Below are 18,419 nucleotides of genomic sequence, written 5' to 3'. Positions count from 1 at the left end.
AACATGCAAGAGAGCCATATAGACGCTTTAAACAACCCTATTTTCAAAACTATTTCAGAAGCTGCAGAAGAACTTTCTGTAGACTGCTATGTTATTGGTGGTTTTGTCAGAGATTATTTTTTAAAGAGATCCATTCCTAAAGATATAGATGTCGTTGCTATTGGCAGTGGCATAGCACTTGCCGAGAAAGTAGCTTCAAAATTAAAGGGAAAACCTCAAGTTTCTGTTTTTAAGAATTTTGGTACCGCCATGATCAAAAGTGATGGCATTGAGCTAGAATTTGTTGGCGCACGTAAAGAAAGTTATACCAGGGATAGCCGTAAACCTATTGTTGAAAACGGCACCTTGGAAGATGATCAAAAAAGAAGGGATTTTACCATTAATGCATTAGCACTTTCTTTAAATTCATCTAACTATGGTGAGTTATTGGACCCCTTTAACGGTATAACGGATCTTGAAAACAAAATAATCAAAACTCCTTTAGAACCAGGGGTAACCTATTCAGATGATCCCTTACGCATGATGAGGGCTATACGGTTTGCAACTCAATTAGATTTTCAAATTGCACTACCCTCCTTACAAGCTATTACCGAAAATAAAGACCGTTTAAAGATCGTTTCCAACGAGCGAATATTAGACGAGCTCAATAAAATTATGTTGTGCAAAAAACCGTCCGTAGGGTTTTCACTGCTTCATAAAACAGAACTTTTAGCTTTAATTCTACCAGAGCTTACTGCGTTACAGGGCATTGAAGAAATAGAAGGGCAAAAACATAAAGACAATTTTTGGCATACGCTAGAAGTGGTCGATAATATATCTGAAGCTACAGACAGTCTTTGGTTACGTTGGGCAGCGTTATTACATGATATTGGAAAAGCACCAACCAAAAGATTCCATAAAAAAATAGGTTGGACCTTTCATGGGCACGAATTTGTGGGGTCTAAAATGGTCTATAAGCTGTTCAAAAGGTTACGCATGCCATTGAACGATAAAATGAAATATGTACAAAAGCTCGTACTTATGAGTTCTAGACCTATAGTTTTATCAGAAGATTTTGTGACAGACTCTGCCGTACGAAGGTTAATATTTGATGCAGGTGACCATGTGGAAGATTTAATGACCTTATGCGAAGCGGATATCACTACAAAGAACCCTAAAAAACAGCGAAGGTATCATCAAAATTTCAAAATTGTTCGCCAAAAGATTGAGGAAGTAGAAGCTCGCGATCATGTTAGAAATTTTCAACCACCTATAAGTGGAGAAGAAATTATGGAAACATTTTCCCTAAAACCGTCTAAAGAAATCGGGATTATCAAAGAAGCGATCAAAGAGGCTATTTTAGAAGGAGAAATTCCAAATGAATATAAAGCTGCACAAGAATTTATGTATCTTAAAGGTGCAGAACTAGGCTTACAGACTACTAAATAGAATGGATACTTTTTATGGATATTACATTTAGAAAAATTGCCAAAATATCGTTAGTCTTAGTTTACTTGGTAATTGTTGCCGGTGCTGTAGTAAGAATGACAGGCAGTGGCATGGGATGCCCAGACTGGCCCAAATGCTTTGGTTATTATATTCCGCCAACAGATGTTACGGAAATTAAGTGGCAAGCAGACAGAACGTTTGAAAAAGGACAAGTGATTATTTGGAACGAAACCTTACAAGTTTCAAAAGAAACATTTACCACTACAAATTCATTTAATGAAGAAAACTGGGAAATGTATACCAAGCATGACTACGCCGAATTCAACCCTTGGCATACTTGGATCGAATATATTAATAGATTGTTTGGCGCCCTAGCTGGGTTGGCTACACTTTTGCTAGCCATTATATCATTAAAATTTTGGAAAAAGAAAAAGCGTATTCCTATATTATCATGGTTAGTGGTAGTAGGAATGGTTTTTCAAGCATGGTTAGGCGCTACGGTAGTATACTCAGTTCTAGAACCTGCCAAAATTACCATACACATGCTCATGGCATTGGTCATTGTTGCCATGCTCTTGTACATCATTTATTTGGCCAATAAAGAAAACAAACGTATAAGGTATGACAGAACGGTACTGCATTTTAGTCTAATAGCATTAGTGTTAACCTTAGTACAAATTGGTATGGGCACACAGGTTCGTCAATTTGTAGACGAGCAAATAGATATATTTGGTTATGACGCTAAAAGTCTATGGCTACAAAATCCTGAGGTTTTATTCTATATACATCGATCTTTTTCAATTATCGTACTTTTGATCAATGCATACTTGGTTTACCGGATCACCAAACTAAACTTAGGACATTTTAAAATTTACTGGGTCTTGTTTTTATTGGTAGTAGAGGTAATTACAGGTATAGCCATGAACTATTTAGATTTTCCTTTTGCAAGTCAGCCGTTACACTTGGTATTGGCTTCAATTCTATTTGGAGTTCAATTCTACATACTTTTAGATGCATTAAAGCCTAGGAAAAACATCAAAACTTCGTAACTTTGCCCTCCCGCAAAATTTAAGGTATGATTTATAAAATTCGTGTGATTCTAGACGCCGAAGAAGATATTTTTAGAGATTTAGAAATTGAAGCTCATAACTCTTTAGAGGACTTTCATAATACTATTACCCAGGCATTTGGCTTTTTAGGCAATGAGATGGCATCTTTTTACACCTGCGATGAAGAGTGGAAACAAGACGAAGAAATTGCACTTTTTGATATGAGCGAATCTGGTTCTGACGTTCGTTTAATGAACGAAACATTTTTAGAGGACATCATGACCGAAAACAACCCAAAGTTGATTTACGTTTATGATTTCATGAACATGTGGACCTTCTTTGTAGAACTGGCGGATATACAACCAAAAGAAGATGGTCGTGCTTACCCTAATGTACTATTCACTTTTGGCGAATTACCTGAGACCCCACCAGAAAAAAACTTTGAGGCAGAGAACAGTGCCTTTGATTTTGATGATACCTTTGATAATTATGATGACTTGGATTTTGATGAGAACTGGAATTAATTTACCAGTTACCAAATGAACCAAAGACAAGTATAACCATTTAATTTAGAACATTTTATGATCAACCTATATGCTACCCAAATAGAAAGTATCTCTATACACAGAGTTGGTAACAAAAATAAAAATGAAGGTATATTTCTTTCTGAAGAACCATTTAGACTTAATGACGAAACTACAGGTCTATTAAAAGAATACTTCTTCAAGCCTTTTAGGGAAAAGGAAGAAAATTATTATAAACTGGCCAATGAAGTTGATGTGGAATTCAACGAATTGTTCAAAATTGTCAGTGAAGTTTTTGAGGACCCTTCTAAAGCACATTTAAACTCTAAAAAGGTAGCTTCTTTATTATTTGAACAATCTAATCACCCGCATATTAAAAGTGGTGAGGTATACGTAGCTTACCTATCCGGTCTATTGTTGGACAATAAAAAAGTAGATGCCATAGGTATCTTTAAAAGTGAGCTCAAGCATGATTTTATTCAGTTTGAAGAAAAAGGGAGCAATTTGGATATTGTTATTCAACAGGGTATAAACATTAACAAGCTTGACAAAGGTTGTTTAATATTCAATGTTGATAAAGAAGAAGGTTACAAAGTACTTTCAGTAGATAGCAATAAATATGACACCAAATATTGGTTAGAAAATTTCTTGGGTGTAGACCCGCTTTCAGATGATAATTTCAAGACCAAAAACTATTTAAAGTTCTGTCAGAATTTTGCAAAGGACGTGGTTTTACCAGCGGAAGATAAACAACAAGAAGTTCTTTTTATGAACCGAGCGGTTAACCATTTTGCAAAAAACGATTCTTTTGAAGAGTCTTCTTTCTTAAATGAAGTAATGGAAAACCCAGAATTGATTCCTGAGTTCAAACATTACAAAACGGAAAAAGGACCTAAGTTCAGCATTGAAGATGTATCCAATTTTGACATTGCCAATAAAGCGGTATCAGATGCTCGTAAAAAAATTAAGAACGTTATTAATCTTGACACCAACATACAGATTAAAATGGATTTCATAAATCCTGAATCTGCTGAAAAATTTGTAGAAAAAGGTTGGGACGAGGAAAGACAAATGTATTATTACCTAGTGTATTTCAACAAGGAACAGAAAAGCTAGCCTTGTCTAACTATAATAGTAAAAAAGCCATTTTTCATCACACGAAAAATGGCTTTTTTAATACTATGACTACCTTAATTAGATACTAGCTGTTTATTTTAATATTATGCTCAATAATCTGCTTTACACTGACATCTTCATAATTTCTACGAACAAAGTTCAAAGCTAGGTCTAGCACCTCCCCCATGGTCTTACAGTTCTGAAAATCCATATCCATGGTCAATACCTCTATTTGTTCCCTTAACATGGCAATATTATCAGGTGTAGATATTTCATCGGTCTTACAAATAGCACGTAACTTCTTTATTCTATTACCAGAACTTAAAATACGCTTAGCTACCATAGAACGTTCTTCCAGTTTATATTGATCAACAGAATCATGGGTAAGCTTACTTCTAACCAATTCTACCATTTGATAGTTCTCCTTAAAGAACTGAGGTCTATATACCTTTAATTTCCCTTCAAAACACTGTTGATCAAAATCAATGGCACGTATTTTATATACTACATGATCAAAATCATGTGTAGGTACAATGACATAATTATATGATCGCATATCTCCCAAAAGCCTAATCATACATCGCTCATTGAACTTAACAAATTCCTTCGCCAATTGCGCCTTTTCTCGTGGAGTACACTTAGGTAAATTATTCTTGATAAATTCATCTCCGGGAATACCTGCAATATGTTCTTCAATCAAGGTATCCTTATAAACCAAAAAGTTAAGGTTGTAAGGAGAAAGCATATGCTCCAATTCCAACCCATAAATACGAGATGCATCGGTCTTTTTTATATAGAAATAAGTAAAGTTATCGTTTAGAATATTTCGAATTTTTATCCGAAATGGTTTTGAATTCCCAAACGTGCAAAAATCCACCGCATCAACATTTAAATATTGATGAATATTATCACTACCATCAGATAATAAAATGGAATATACTTTCTTTAAACTATCATCTATTTCCTTTCTATCGAATTCAGAATAATATGCGCGTACCCAAAGCGTATCTTCATCATTTTTATCATAGACAACGACCGACCCTGAAAACCGTAGTAAATCGTCATAAAATATAGGAATTTCAATTTTTCTACTGTAATGTTCCAGGTAGCCATCTAAAGCTTCGCTTACGGGGTAAGCCGGCTTTTTTTTCGACATTAATTTTTCTTCTGACATAGCACGAATTTACTAACAAAATACACAATTCATTCCAATAAATTTTTTCATGCATATAGAATTTGGCCATACATTGACATAATACGCGGTTATACAACAATTTTTTAGAAAGCAGGTAAAAGGTATCGTTATTTGTTTTAAGTACTACTTGAAACCAAACTGATGATTACTCCGATTAAACACCTTTTCAAATCCTATTTATTTTTTCTGCTTGCTTTCAGTTCTTTTCTGGGAACTGCCCAGTTGAGCGACTTGCATTATTTACCACCAATGAAGCAAGGTCAAAATAATGCAGGTATTCAAAACCAAGCAATATATTTATCTACTCCAGAAACTACGCCTTTCAACGTATACGTGTACAGAGGTACATCTAATACCATTGAAAGGACTATTACCATAGACAATCTAAACCCTGGTGTTTGGACTTTGAGTAATGGAGACAATAATATCACCCTTGTAGACAACAACAATACCGGAGTAGTATTAACCAATAGCGGGTTGCGCTTTGTATCAGCCGGTGGAGAAAAGTTTTATGTGAACTATAGAGGTAAATCTGGTTCACAGGCAGCATCGTTAACCGCCAAAGGTAGACAAGCAATGGGAACCAACTTTAAATGGGGCGGTGTTCCAAACAAAGGTACCCATTCATCAAAATCGAATACATTGGGTATTATGGCCACGGAAGATAATACAACCGTTGTATTATCCGGTTATGATCCTGGTTGTGAATTTAGGGTAGGCGGCAACAGAGCTGGTATAACTGCCAACTCGCATACTATAACATTGAACGCCAATGAATCTTTCGTGTATGAAACATATATTGGCAATACACATACACAGGCACATGAAGACGGTTGGATAGGTGCCTCTATCGTATCTACCAAAGATATTGTAATAAGTAATGGTTCTATAAACTTTGGAAGTCAAGACGGACAAAGCCATAGAGATGCCGGCATTGATCAACCTGTACCGATCAATAAACTTGGTAAGGAATATGTATTTATACGAGGAAACGGTAACACCAATGGTCTTACGGAGTTTCCTTTAGTTATTGCCACTGCAGACAACACTCATGTATACGTGAATGGAAGCACAACACCTTTAGCAACTATTGATAATGGCGAGTACTTTAAAATTCCTAGCAGTTATTACTCTTCTAATTCAGTAGGTGCTAACATGTTCGTTCAAACCTCAAAAGACGTCTATGCCTACCAATCTATGGCGGGATCTAGTAATTTATATACGCAAGGTTTAAATTTCGTTGCTCCGGTCAACTGTCTTTTACCAGATGTAATGGACAACATTCCAGATATTAGGAACATAGCAGGAACTACGGTTACTGGTGGGTTAACTATTATTGCTTCGGTTAATACAGCAGATTCTAATGTTAAGGTGTTTGAAGACGGCGTTGAAATTTCAAAACCTGCATCTGATCCTGTTGCCGGTTCTGATGATTGGAAAACTTTTTACATCCCTAACTTAGATGGTGATATCAGTGTAACCTCAACCGGACCAATGGCTATTGGCTTTTTTGGTTATAACGGTGCACAAGGTGTTGCCGGCTATTTTTCAGGATTTGATACCGTACCAGAAGTAGTATTAAGAATTAATGGCGGTGTTGAAGGCGAGTGTTTTTCTGGTTCAAGCATATTTGAGGCGTCAGATGACAATTTTGATGCATATCAGTGGTATTTTGATGGTGAGATCATACCTGGAGCTAATTCTTTTGAATATGCCGCTACTATTGCAGGTGATTACTACGTTAGAGGTACTAAAGGTCCTTGTACCTATGATTCACAAACCATTAAAATTTTCTATTGTGAACCAGACGTACTTATAGAAAAAACAGTGGACAAACCTGAAATAGTTGAAGGGGAAACCGCAACTTTTACCATTAGGGCAGAGAATTTATACTTTAATGATATCACCAACTTACAGGTTACGGATAATATTCCCGCTGGTCTTTCATTAGTACAAGCGACAACAATAACAGGTACGTTTAATGGCAGTGTGTGGAATATTGGAACGTTGACTCCCGGTGAAGTAGCATTTTTAACTTTAGAGGTAATTGCAGACGAAATTGACATTTTACCTTTACTGAACCTCGTCAATACAGCAACCAATACTCAAGACCAAACAGACGCCAATCTTACAAGAGATGAGCCTTCTGCACGAATTATAGTACATAATGATTTTGATAATGACGGGGTTGTAGATAGTGTTGATTTAGATGATGACAATGATGGAATTTATGATGCTGTTGAACAAATGTGTATTATATCCAGTGAAGTTAATTTCAGTTCACCCTCCAGCACTGTTCAAGGTGGTACTGCGGTAACAGAAATTTTCTCTAACTACTCCGGTTTTTGGCGAAGTTCTACAACATCAAGAAATCCGGTTTTACCAAACTTATCACATGAATTATTGGCATTCACGTCCGGGGGAACTACTTTCTCCACAGGGGTTGCAGACGATAATCTTTTTGATACTGACGGTAATGGTTTATTAGATGGAATAGACTCCAACAATGATGGATTTTCAGATATTTCAGCTACAGAATCTAACTGGATGGCTTTAACCCCTTCAAATAATATTTATGGTGAAGGAACATTTGAAGCGAATTTAAATGACGGGAACAACGATAATGCCTTAGGGTTGACCATTATTAACGACCCTACCACAGATCCATTAAATCCTTTATTGACCCACGGACAAAATGGATTAGATCTTGGTTCTGGTATTGTTAATATTGGTGACACATGGACTTATGAAATAGATCCTATAGTAGCTACCAATGTTGGTGATGGTATACCAGATATATTACTGACCCAAGTGGCAGACCCAAATGGTGTTGGTCACGTAGTTAGTCTTTATGATGCTACAGGTGCACCCCTAGGAAATGCAGTACGTGTTCAAGCCTATAGCGGCGGCGCACTTGCAAATGTAGTTGGTTCTTACAGATTGGATATCTACAACGCTAATGGTAGCATTTTTTTCAATAATACCACTAGAGATTACCGCTTGGCAACTGTAGAGTTATCAGAATTTGGTATACCTACCGCCAGTCTAGCTGACGTTGCTTATCTAAGATTACAACTCAGTTCAAATGCAGACGTTGCCTTTTTATCCTATAATACAGCGTCCTTTTCCGGATTTTGTGCAAATCTAGATACCGATTTGGATGGTTTTCCAGATCACTTAGACTTAGATAGCGATGGCGATGGTTGTAGCGATGCCAACGAATATTACAAAGATGATGCTACCGACGGTGGTGATGGTGGTGAATATGCAACAGGAGTTCCTGCAGTAGACCCTACGGATGGTACAGTAAATGCGGCATCTTACACTCAAGTATTTGCACCGGTAATTGTTTTAGGCAATACCTCAGAATTATTAGGTGGTACTGACATCAACGGTGAAGATGTAGACTTAGGTGACACATTCAATTATGTTCTACGTTTTCAGAATACCGGTGATGATGATGCTACCAATTTTACGATTAAAAATGTTTTACCGGATAACGTTAGCTTAGATGAGATTATCATAGATGATGCCCCAGGAGTAACCAACAGTTACGACGAAAGCACCAGAACAATAACCTTTACCATTCCGGACAATTTGGTTCAAATTGACGACCCTGAGTATAAAATAAAGATAACGGTATCTGTCGCTGGCGACTGTTCTGAGTTTGTTGCGGCTTGTGCCTCACAACTGGAAAATCATGCTTATGCCACATATACGAGCATATTAAATACAAATACTTTTTCAGACGAAGACGGAAGTAATCCTGCAGGTGCTTGTACTACTACTTTAGAAGTTGCGGCCAACAATGTTTCAGATGCCTTGGCAAATTGTAACGTAGCCCGTACCGTTCAACTTTGTGGTGCAAGCGGCACGCTTTCCGCAGGTCTAGGTTTTGATACGTATACTTGGGCAATCGACAATAACAATGATGGTGTTATAGATTCTGGAGATACTATTTTAGATGATGGTACATCTAACACTCTAACCGTAACTACTATAGGTAACTATATTGTTGAAAAAACAGCAACATCAGGATGTGCAAACCATACAGAATTAATTACGGTTGAGCGTTATGGAGAAACACAGACCAACCCGATCATCAGCTATTTAAATCAAGTAAATAGTGACAGTAATCCAGATAATGACATTCAAGGTGAGACGGTAACTTGTTCTAATGACAACAGTTCTATGCCACATATCTTTCTATGTGGTGATTTGGATAGTGCATTTATACAATTGGGCATTACCGATGCTTTGAGCATTACCTGGGAAAAACTTGACGAAACAAGTTGTGACACCGCTACTTGTGGCGATGTAAGCGACAACTGTGCCAATACAGATGGAAATTGGACATGGGAAGAGGAATCCGATGAAAATAATTTTACTGTTACCGAAAGTGGTAAATATAGAGTAGTCATTGGTTATGAAGGTGGATGTTTCAGTAGGTTCTATTTCAATGCATACCAAAATACATTGGATATTCCTGAACCGAATTCATCAGATATCATCTGTGATACAGAAGGTTCTATTCGTGTAATAGACTTAGGTAGCGGTTATGGCTATCAGTTATATGACGTTGAGAACAATACTATCGCAGTACCATTCAGTGCTGGTCAAGGTCCTAATTTTGCTATCGCAACTAGCGGTACTTACAAAGTACAGATTACACAATTAAATCCTTCAACAGGTGAGCCTATTGAAAACAGTTGTGTATTTGAAACGGAAGAAATAGGTATTGCAGAAAGAATTTTTGAGACAACATTAAGTTCAACTCCATTTGATTGTACAGAAGCAGGAACAATTTCAATACAAGCATTGAACGTTTCACCAGAATATAGCTATGAGCTTTACTTCGATAACGGTAGTGGTGGAAAAGGAGATTTGGTAGCCAATAATTTACTTTCTTCTGACAACACGTATACATTTCCTGGTCTTTCAGCAGATGATTATGTTGTGGTAACTACTACAACAGATGGTTGTATTGACGAAAAAACGATAACCGTAGATGAAATTCCTGAACTGAGGCTAACAGCAACAAATCAAGATAATATTACGTGTTCTGCAGGGGTAATTAATTTAACGGCAACTGGTGGAACAACAGGTTATGAATATGCCATCTATAGTAAAGATGGTGTAGCTCCGTATGCTGATGAAACTACTATTCCAGATTCGGAATTCACCTCTAACCCAACATTCCTATTCGGTTATGAAGGTTCGCCTTCTACCTATATTCCAAATGAAGATGGTGATTATGTTTTTGTAATTAGGGATGATAACGGATGTTATGGATTATCCAATATCGTATCAATGGAAGATTTAGGTACCATAAGCATTTCGGCATCGAACACAGATATTACTTGTGCAGATTCAGCTACATCTATTTTGACGATTACTGCAACTGGTGGCAATGCTCCTTATCAATACAGCTTAGATGGCGGAGTAACTTATCAGACAGAAAACTTCTTTAATAATATAGCCGCAGGAGTGTATACCATTACCGTAATGGATACTAACAGTAACCCAGGTAATGCTTGTACGGAAACCTTAAAATATGAAGTTACCCAACCGTTCATTCTTACAGCATCACCTTCTATAATAGAAGATGCTTCTTGTGATACCTCTGGGGCCGCAACACCAACCGCCTTAGTAAAAATTTTAAATGCTAGTGGTGGTCAAGCACCATATACCTATAGTTTTGATGGTGGTAGCACATTCTCCAGCGTTGATGAGCAACGTTTGGCTCCCGGCAACTATCAATTAGCCATCAAAGATGCCCTAGGTTGTGAAACACCTTTAGAGATTATGGTACCAAGCTCTGCTATAGCACCTACGTTCACCAATGCTATTACTTATGAGTGTGATGGAGACGGCATAGTGACGATCACGCCTTCTAACACGACCGACTTTACCTATACCTATAAGTTAAACGGTACTGATAATGCCCCAATAGATAACAATATTTTTAACAATGTGGCTTCTGGTACCCAAACGATAACTGTTGGGTATACCAGTACTGTTGCTCCGGAGCAAAGTACCTTATTTTTAGAGAATTTTGGTGCTGGGGTTACTACGCAAATTGCAGAAATAGGACCAGGATATTGCTACGAACCCCAAGATGGAACTGAAACGGATTGTAACTTAGGTCCTGCAGGAATACTTGTAAATGCGGAATATGCAGTAACGAACAGAATTACCAACCCTAACACATCTTGGAGAAGTCCTAATGACCATACGGGCATAACAGATGGCAGGTTTATGGCAATTGGCGTTAGTACGTCTGCAGGAAACAACAATGTATTATGGTCTAGAACCGGATTGGAAGCTCTTGCCGATCAAGATATCACCATATCATTCTACGCTTACAATATTTTAGTGGACAATGCCTCTGGCAACGACCCAGAAGTTTTGGTAGAATTGGTAGACGGTTCTGGAAATGTTATCAGCAGTCAAGCTACCGCTGCTATTCCCCAAAATAATAATGCCGATGATTGGCACTTAAGAACCGTTACATTCAATCCAGGTGCAAATACTGCAGTAGGAGTGGTTCTACGTACCAACCTTGATAGTGATAACGGTAATTTCTTGGTGCTAGATGATATTCAGGCATCTCAAACTCCGGAAATATGTGAAAAAGCTGAAGACATTACAGTAATCGTAGAATCTGGCAAAACTTTTGAAGTTGCCATTTTAGGTAGCACCGATCCTACATGTAACGGCAGTGATAATGGTAGTATACGTTTTGAAGTATCTAACTTTGACCCAACTTTTGGTTACCGGTATTCTGTTGATAATGGTGTAACTTGGACAACGGAAACTACATCACCTATTACAACCCCTGCAACATTAGCAGATGGTACGTACACTGTAATGGTAGAAAAAGTAGATGACAATTCATGTACCGCAACCTCAGCAACATCTGCAACGTTGACTTCGCCAAACGTTTTAACGGCAGATCTTCAACAAACTGCTGAATTTACTTGCTTTAATACTGGGGCAACTTTGCAAGCATCTGCAAATGAAGGCACACCAGGTTATGAATATCAGTTAGAATTAACAGATAATACCGTAATAAGGACCTATGCTACCTCAACACAGTTCTTGAACGTTCCGGCAGGTACCTACCATGTAAGAGTAAGGGATGATAATAATTGTGAAGCAGTTTCAACGGCTACCGTAACCGTAACTCAACCGGAGACTATTGCTTTTGGTTTAACGGCAACACAATGTTATGACGGTCAAAACAATGGTACTGTTACAGCCACGGTAACCGATGGTAACGGTAATTATTCATTTAGAATTAACGGCGGAGCATGGCAAACACCTTCTCCAATAACCGACGTTACCTATACATTCAGCAACTTATCCGAAGGTACTTATGATGTAGAGGTAAATGATGAATATGGCTGTGTTTCAGCCATACAATCCATTACCATTGCACCTACAATTTCCCTTAGTGTAGTACCGGTAAATGCAAGTGTATGTGCCAACGGAAGCTTGACGGCAACGGCAACGGGCGGAGATAGCAATTTCATGTATGCTTTTGTTCCATCTGGAACTACAGTTACGGATGCTGATTTTTCAGCAAGTAATTCTACAACAATTGCCTTGGCGGATATTGGAGATTATGATATCTATGTAAGGGATAAAGCAAATGGTACAGATGCTTGCCAAACTATGGTAACCGAAACCATATCGGCAAATCCGGTATTGGACATTACTGCTGTAGCAACTGACCCAGAATGTCATGACGGTACAGGTAATATTGAAGTTACTATTAACGACGGATTATCTCCTTTCGATTACCGATTAGTGGATAATAGCAACGGCACACCAGACCAAGTACAAACCAATGTTGTTGGTTCTACTAAAACCTATTATAATCTTGCACCAGGTGATTACGATGTAATAATTACCGATGAAGCAGGATGTTCTGAAACGGAATCTGTAACAATCACAGCACCAGCTGAACTTACAGCAGATATTGTATTAGCCTATGCAAGTGATTGTAGCGGAGCGGATACTGATTTTGGTTTCGATTTCACCAACATTACTACTGGTTTGCCAGGTACAATAGAATATAGTCAAGATGGCGGTAGCACATGGCAAACAGGCACTAGTTTTAGAACTGGGTTGTCTTCTGGTGATGAAGTGTTCCCGTCCATTAGAACAATTGACGGTAGCGGCAATCTAATTTGTCAAACAGATTTACCAAGAGAAATCATTCCTTACCCATTAGATGATTTAGATATTACGACTTCATCCGTAGTTGAAAATTGTGATGAATTAAAAGTAAAAGTACAAGGTGGCGAAGGAGTTCCAGGATACGAATATACTTTTTCAAGTGACCCTGCAAATTTTGATGAAAGTACCGCCACGTGGTACCCAGGTGGCACTACTGCCTTAGACGGCAGTACAGTACCTGCAGGACATGGTATGTATGAGTTTACAAATTTGATACCTGGTAGAACCTATGTTTTCTATGTTAGAGATAACAATACTCCAGTAACATGTATTAGACAAAGTACAGTAAATGTTAACGAAATTGCCGGAGGTCTACCAATGACCATTACTCCAGAAATTAATCCTTCTTGTAATTTATCTAACAATGGAGAAATAACATATACTATAGTTGACGAAGACGGTTTTACCGAACCAAGTATGCAATGGACATTATTTGATACTGACAATAATGTAATTGATCAAAGTGCAGGTATAGTAACCTATAGTAATACCATTACAATTTCTGGCCTTTCACCAAACGAATATTATATAGAAGTTACCCAAATAGATGGTAGTGGTGTCCAACAATGTATCAGTGCCAGTGAAAATGCTATTCTAGATGAATTGGATATTATTACCGGAAACCCACAATCTATTCAAGATATTTCGTGTGAAAACCCCGGTTTGATTTTAATAGACAATGTGCAAGGTGGTGGCGGCACTTATTCATACACCATTACAGGACCTTCATCTTTTACCACTATTACGGCTACAGGTGATAACCCTATTGAGATTGCAGCTGGATCACCAGCAGGCATTTATACCGTTACGGTAGAAGATCAATATGGTTGCTCTTACCCACTTAATGATGTTACCATGAGCTTTACGGCTGCACCTACTATTGACAGTATAGATATTTCAAATTGTAGTACAAACGCATCTGTGAATATCACTGCATCAGGTTCTGGTACAATCCTATACTCCATTGATGGTGGTTCTACCTATCAAAATAATGGAGGTGTCTATAACACGGTACCAGCAGGTAGTTATAGTGTATTCATCAAAGATGCTACAGGTTGTACCGAAGACACAAATATTGTGGTACACCCTACCCTACAAGCCTATGCAAGTTTAGATAAGCAATTAGGTTGTGGTGCAGGTTATGAAGCTGAAATAGCTATAGAAGGTATTTCTGGTTCAGGTAATTATGAGTTCGAAATTGTAGATAGTGCATCTTCAAATGTGGAAGCAAGGCAAACTCTTACGGGCGGTGCCATGAACGTACCGGTAAGCGTTCCAGACAATACTATAGATACCATTTATACGGTAAATGTATATGATATAGGTACTGCATCTCCAAATTGCTTTAGAACTTTTGATGTCACCATTCCTGCGGCCGTTCGCCCGGATTTTACACCAACTCCAATTGAAGTTAGTTGTGCAGGAGCTGAAGATGGAAAAATTGAAATGGTTCAAGTTAACAATGGAAACAACCCACTTGATTATGCTTTAACTCCAATGCCTGCTGGTGCATCATGGGATGCAGGCACACAATCTTTTATAAATTTACCAGGTGGTTCTTATGACGTAACCGCTACGGGACAAAATAACTGTACCACGGTAAAGACTGTTGTTGTAGACGAAAATACGGCAATAACATTTACCGCACCGGTACCTAATCAATTTGGATGTGCTACAGGAAATGATTCGGACAATGCAACTATCAGCATCAATGCAAGTTCTATTGGTGGCGGTAGTGGAACCTACAACCGTTTTGAGTTTATAGATGACGCAACTTCTACCGTATTACAAAACAGTAGTAGTTTAACCTATACCCATACAGACGCGGCAGGTGGTGATATCATTGTTCGTGTTTATGACGATGAAGGTTGTTCTGCCGAACATATTGTAACTATTGACCCGTATGACACTTTCATAGATGCAACCATCATAGTGGATAGAGATTTAGACTGTGTAAACAGCGGAGAAAACATTACTATAAATGTAAATAGCACCGTTACAAATACAACTGCAAACCTAGGTAATTACGAATTTAGAATTTTACCATCTGCAACCTATCAAACAGGTGACAATACCTTTACAAATCTTGCAATTGGCACGTACACCATAGGAATAAGGAACGTGACCACTGGTTGTGAAATTACTAGAACCCATATCGTTGAAAACCCAAATACGTTCGATATTGAAGTAAATAAACTTTCAGATGTTGTATGTTTTGGAACAGACGGGGCTATAGAAGTAACATTTACAGATGACACATATACCGGAGATTTCAATTGGGAAGTTTTACATGCCAATGGCACATCTACCACAAGAACGGATGATACTGGAATTTTCAACGGAACAGGAACTACAGCTGCCATACCGGTTGCTGCCGGAAGTTATATATTGAGAGCATCACAAGTGGGTACTCCAGAATGTGTACAAGAAAGGTCGTTTACGATTACCTCTCCTAGCGCACCTATAACGTTAGCTACTATTTCCACTACAGATGTGGGCTGTAGCAATGATATGGGCAGTGCCAACATTACACCTAATGGTGGTAAAGGGCCGTTCAATATTGTATTAACACATGTTAGCACAAGTACTAATTATACTGCCAACCAAGTAAATAGCAATTTATTTACTGGATTAAGCGACGGTCAATATACTGTAGAAGTAACCGATAGTTTAGGTTGTACAGAAACTTTCACCAATGCATTTACATTAACTCCTCCAGAACCAATTATAGCTAATATTCAAGCTGTTCAAGGTTTAGAGTGTGAAGGTGATGCAGATGGGGAAATAACAGCCGGGTTTACACCTAGGTCGGTTTCCACTAACTATAGGTATGTTCTTAACACCTATGATGGCGACGGACCGGGAGCAACCCTATTGCAAACAACAAGCACCCAGACTACTGCTACTTTCAGCAATTTAAGATCAGGGTATTACAGTATTACCGTTCTAGACGATTTAAATTGTTCTGACGAAACTGCAATTGTTCAGATCGTAGAGCCTATTGAGGTTAAGGGTCAACTAGTAACTGCACAAAGAGCAACATGTTTAAACGATGCCGAATTGTTACTGACAGCTTCTGGTGGTACAGGTCCATATATGTGGAATGAAGATGGCTCATCTACATTCTATGCAATGAACGAAACCAATGGACCCAACACCCATTTATTTACAGGTGTTCAACCAGGCACTTATGTTTATTACATTCAAGATAATCTTGGTTGTGTATCCGTATTAAGCAATAGTATTACGATCAACCCGATCATACCTTTAACGGTCAACCTTGAAAACGATAACCCAACAATTAGTTGTTATGGTGATAATACCGGAGTAATCGATGCAGAGGCACAAGGCGGGTTGGGTAATTATCAATATGCTTTATTTTCGGACGCCGGTCTAACTGTAGAAGTACGCGCTAATCAATCCACCGGATTGTTTACAAACTTGATTGCCGGTACCTACTACGTTAGAGTACAGAGCGATGATTGTGAAGTGTCTTCGGCAATGATCAATATTACAGAACCAGATGAACTTTTAATTGACACCAACAACACCAATATTGTAAATGTCACTTGTAACGGAGCTAATGATGGTAGCATTACTGTCAATATGCTTGGTGGATCGGGCACTTATCAATATGCTATTTCTCCTAACTTAGATCGCTTTAGTGATGATAATACATTCGATGAATTGGCACCTGGTGATTATACCATTATTGCTCAAGATTCTAATGGCTGTTTTGAATTAATTGAGGCAACTATCACCGAACCGGAAATTCTTGAAGTGACCATTGCCAGTACACCCGAGATTTGCGTGGGCGAAGAAGATGGTACAATTGATTTGACTATTATTGGCGGTACTGCACCTTACAGTACACGTTTGGAAAGTGAAACAGATTTTGTACAGGATAGATTGAGCTTTACAGACTTGGCAGCGGGTGATTATATCATCTTTATTGAAGACGCGCAAGGCTGCGATGAAACGATTATAGTTACTATTGATCCGGGGGTTGACTTAAGCGCAACCGTTGAACCGGTATATGGTTGTAACGGTAACTTCCCAAGTAATTATGTAAATATTGTACTTAATGACCCAAGTATAGAAAATGATGTACTATTTGGACTTGACACAGTTGATCCTTTGGAGATGCAACTGAACCCAATGTTCAGGGAGTTGACACCAGGTAGTCACTATATCAGTATTTCCCATGCTAACGGCTGTTTAACTACTTATGAAGTGGAAATAGAGGCTTTTGAACCTCTAGAGATCAGTGTTGAAGAAAGTAATATTAACCAAATAACCGCAACTGTTACCGGAGGTAGAGAAAACTATACGTTCTATTTAGGCGATAGGGATATGGGTTCTGAAAATGTATTTTACATTACCGAAACCAATACATACGATGTAACCGTGGTAGATGAAAACGGATGCGAATCTACTGCAAGTATATTTATAGAATTCATTGATATAGAAATCCCAAATTTCTTTACACCAAATGGTGATGGAGAAAACGATATTTGGATGCCATTGAACATAGAGATATACCCTGAAATCTTTGTTTCAATTTATGATAGATACGGTAGAACCGTTTATACCTTTAAGGACAATGAAGATGGCTGGGATGGTTTTTATCAAAACACAGAATTACCAACCGGAGACTATTGGTACATCATTAAATTAAATGGTGAAGCTGACACAAGGGAAATGGTAGGTAATTTCACCCTTTACAGATAAAAAACAATAGAGGTAGTACATATAACTACCTCTGTTTTTTTTTACAATTACCACGTATTTATGGTGTTTTACAACTATTAATTGTGATATTAAAGTGTAGTAGGTTACTTTGATTATTCGCACTCCAAAAAT

General features: G+C 38.0%; 6 protein-coding genes. 5 read left to right on the top strand and 1 reads right to left on the bottom strand.

Translation table 11 applies throughout. From position 1 onward, the window contains the following. The first annotated feature begins 3 nt into the window (after positions 1–3). From B2Z27_RS08540 to B2Z27_RS08525, 4 genes are read left to right on the top strand one after another with little or no spacing between them, the layout of a single operon-like run. Positions 4–1,428 (top strand): CCA tRNA nucleotidyltransferase, encoded by a 1,425-nt coding sequence (locus tag B2Z27_RS08540; RefSeq protein ID WP_210706835.1) that lies wholly within the window; start codon positions 4–6, stop codon positions 1,426–1,428. Between the two features lie 14 nt (positions 1,429–1,442). Continuing rightward, on the top strand, positions 1,443–2,477 hold the full coding sequence (locus B2Z27_RS08535; protein WP_286813350.1) for a COX15/CtaA family protein: 1,035 nt from the start codon (positions 1,443–1,445) through the stop codon (positions 2,475–2,477). Between the two features lie 26 nt (positions 2,478–2,503). Then, complete coding sequence (locus B2Z27_RS08530; RefSeq protein ID WP_058103526.1) at positions 2,504–3,001, top strand: IS1096 element passenger TnpR family protein; 498 nt, start codon at positions 2,504–2,506, stop codon at positions 2,999–3,001. Between the two features lie 57 nt (positions 3,002–3,058). Next, positions 3,059–4,117 carry a nucleoid-associated protein gene (locus B2Z27_RS08525; RefSeq protein ID WP_058103527.1) on the top strand — a complete coding sequence of 353 codons (1,059 nt, stop codon included), beginning with the start codon at positions 3,059–3,061 and terminating at the stop codon, positions 4,115–4,117. Positions 4,118–4,202: 85 nt separating this feature from the next. Here the strand turns inward: B2Z27_RS08525 and B2Z27_RS08520 are convergent, their stop codons facing one another. Continuing rightward, the gene (locus B2Z27_RS08520; RefSeq protein WP_058103528.1) at positions 4,203–5,291 is read right to left on the bottom strand and encodes a hypothetical protein; all 1,089 of its coding nucleotides are present in this window, start codon (positions 5,289–5,291) and stop codon (positions 4,203–4,205) included. Between the two features lie 270 nt (positions 5,292–5,561). On the opposite strand from B2Z27_RS08520, the gene B2Z27_RS08515 reads away from it, so the two are divergent. Further along, positions 5,562–18,287, top strand: a complete 12,726-nt coding sequence (locus B2Z27_RS08515; protein ID WP_286813349.1) for a T9SS type B sorting domain-containing protein — start codon at positions 5,562–5,564, stop codon at positions 18,285–18,287. The last annotated feature ends 132 nt before the right edge of the window (positions 18,288–18,419 follow it).

Origin of the sequence: Maribacter sp. UBA3344 (assembly GCF_002362375.1) — a bacterium.
In the GTDB taxonomy this organism is placed as follows: Bacteria; Bacteroidota; Bacteroidia; order Flavobacteriales; family Flavobacteriaceae; genus Maribacter; species Maribacter dokdonensis.
Note: the sequence above shows the minus strand (reverse complement) of the source record. Positions and strands in the feature narration are given on the sequence as shown.

Excerpts from the sequence above, each read along its gene's own strand:
- B2Z27_RS08515 (WP_286813349.1), top strand. The coding sequence starts at position 5,562 with ATGAAGCAAGGTCAAAATAATGCAGGTATTCAAAACCAAGCAATATAT.
- B2Z27_RS08525 (WP_058103527.1), top strand. The coding sequence starts at position 3,059 with ATGATCAACCTATATGCTACCCAAATAGAAAGTATCTCTATACACAGA.
- B2Z27_RS08535 (WP_286813350.1), top strand. The coding sequence starts at position 1,443 with ATGGATATTACATTTAGAAAAATTGCCAAAATATCGTTAGTCTTAGTT.
- B2Z27_RS08530 (WP_058103526.1), top strand. The coding sequence starts at position 2,504 with ATGATTTATAAAATTCGTGTGATTCTAGACGCCGAAGAAGATATTTTT.
- B2Z27_RS08520 (WP_058103528.1), bottom strand. The coding sequence starts at position 5,291 with ATGTCAGAAGAAAAATTAATGTCGAAAAAAAAGCCGGCTTACCCCGTA.
- B2Z27_RS08540 (WP_210706835.1), top strand. The coding sequence starts at position 4 with ATGCAAGAGAGCCATATAGACGCTTTAAACAACCCTATTTTCAAAACT.